The 1,948-nt window shown below is 32.8% G+C and carries 2 protein-coding genes; both read left to right on the top strand.

Translation table 11 applies throughout. The annotated features are described in order from the left end of the window. Positions 1-159: 159 nt before the first annotated feature. Positions 160-834, top strand: coding sequence for a response regulator transcription factor (locus V7183_RS24875; protein WP_097897547.1), 675 nt, complete (start codon positions 160-162; stop codon positions 832-834). Continuing rightward, the coding region (locus V7183_RS24870) for a HAMP domain-containing sensor histidine kinase (protein WP_335361202.1) at positions 831-1,948 on the top strand (1,118 nt) is incomplete at its 3' end. The genes V7183_RS24875 and V7183_RS24870, both read left to right, overlap by 4 nt.

Genomic DNA, 1,948 nt, shown 5'->3' with positions numbered 1-1,948 from the left:
GCTTTTATATGCTTAACATTGCTTGGATTTGTTGGTATCCTATTGCATAAGTCCAAGAACAAAATGAAATTAATCGTTTATCGAAAAACACATCAAATAGCCGCGGTTCTATTTGGTATAGGATTACTTATTCATTTAATGGTATAGGAGGAATTATTGTTGCATTATGTATTAATAATCGAAGATGAAGAAAGTCTAGCTGATTTTTTAGAATTAGAACTAAAGTATGAAGGATATAAAGTAGATGTACAGTTTGATGGAAGAAAAGGATTGGAAGCAGCTCTTGAAAAGGACTATGACATTATCTTACTCGATTTAATGTTACCAGGATTGAATGGAATCGAAGTGTGCCGTAGACTACGGACAAGTAAAAATACGCCTATCATTATGTTAACAGCCCGCGATAGTGTTATGGATCGGGTTACAGGATTAGATAGTGGAGCTGATGATTATATTCCAAAGCCCTTTGCGATTGAAGAACTTTTAGCACGCATGCGAGTTATTTTCAGACGTGAACAAAAAGAAGAACAACAGCAGTCCTCATTTTTGACATTTAAAGATTTACAGTTACATGTTGAGTCTAGAACGTTAAGAAAAGACAACGAGAGCATTGAACTTACAAATAAAGAGTTTGAGCTACTCCTTACGTTTATGAAAAATATCAATCGAGTACTTACTCGTGATATTTTACTTGAGCAAGTATGGGGTTACGATGCAATTGTCGAAACAAACATTGTTGATGTATATGTTCGTTATTTACGAAATAAATTACACAGTGTAGATAAGGAGGAGTATATCCAAACTATTAGAGGTGCTGGATATATAATGAGATGATTAAAAATATAATGCAGCGCATCCGTAATCTTCCAATAAAGTGGAAGTTAACACTTTGGTCAACTACATTATTATTTGTTTTATTTGTTTTATATAGTCTTTTACAGTTTGTTGTAATTAATAAATGGACTGTAGATTATGAACAAAAACAAATGAACAGACAAATAAAAGAAATAGCAGTATATTTTCAAGATAAAAATGAAACACTTTCACAGAAAACTTTTGAAGATAGTAAAGATTTTCTCAATAATATGATCGATAAGCATCAAATGATTCGAATTATAGACAAAGATGGAAAATCAATTCTTTCAGTTTCTCATGATTTTAATCAGAAGTGGGTGTCACCGAAATATAGTAAGAAATCTGAATCTTATATAAAGAGATATTTAGAAGATAGAATATTAATTGAGCGTGTACCCATTCAGACAAAGGGATTTACAGGGACTATCGAGATTGCAACAAACTTAGAATCATTTGATCATTTGCTAAAAGGGATTTTTGTTGTGATGGTTGTCGCAGGTATCGGTGGGCTCATACTTAGTTTTTTAGGTGGAACGATTATAGCTAAAAAACTTCTATCTAGTGTCCAGAATATAACAGATACGATGAATCGTATTAAAAAAAATGGGCTAAATGAAAGGGTTCCTGTACGAGAAAATAGTGATGAACTGGCGAAACTCGCTATTCTTTTTAATGAATTGATGGATGATGTGGAAACATCTTTTATACAGCAAAAACAGTTTGTGGAAGACGCATCACATGAACTTAGAACGCCATTAACGATTATTCAAGGACATTTATCAATGCTAAATCGTTGGGGGAAGAATGATCCAGAAGTGCTCAATAAATCACTTCTATCCAGTTTGAAAGAAGTAGACAGATTAAACAAATTAGTCTCAGAATTATTAGAGCTATCTAGAGCGGACTCTGAACAAATACATCCATTGGCTACCGAACCAGTTCATGTGAATACCATATTAAAACAAGTAATCCAAAACTTTAAAGTTATTCAAACTGATTTTCAGTTTCATATAGAGATGCAAGCGGAAGAAGCATATGTATCCATACCATCATCTTACTTAGAGCAAATTATGATTATCGTTATGGATAATGC

Source organism: Bacillus sp. JJ1127 (assembly GCF_036965845.1).
Taxonomy (GTDB): domain Bacteria; phylum Bacillota; class Bacilli; order Bacillales; family Bacillaceae_G; genus Bacillus_A.
Note: the sequence above shows the minus strand (reverse complement) of the source record. Positions and strands in the feature narration are given on the sequence as shown.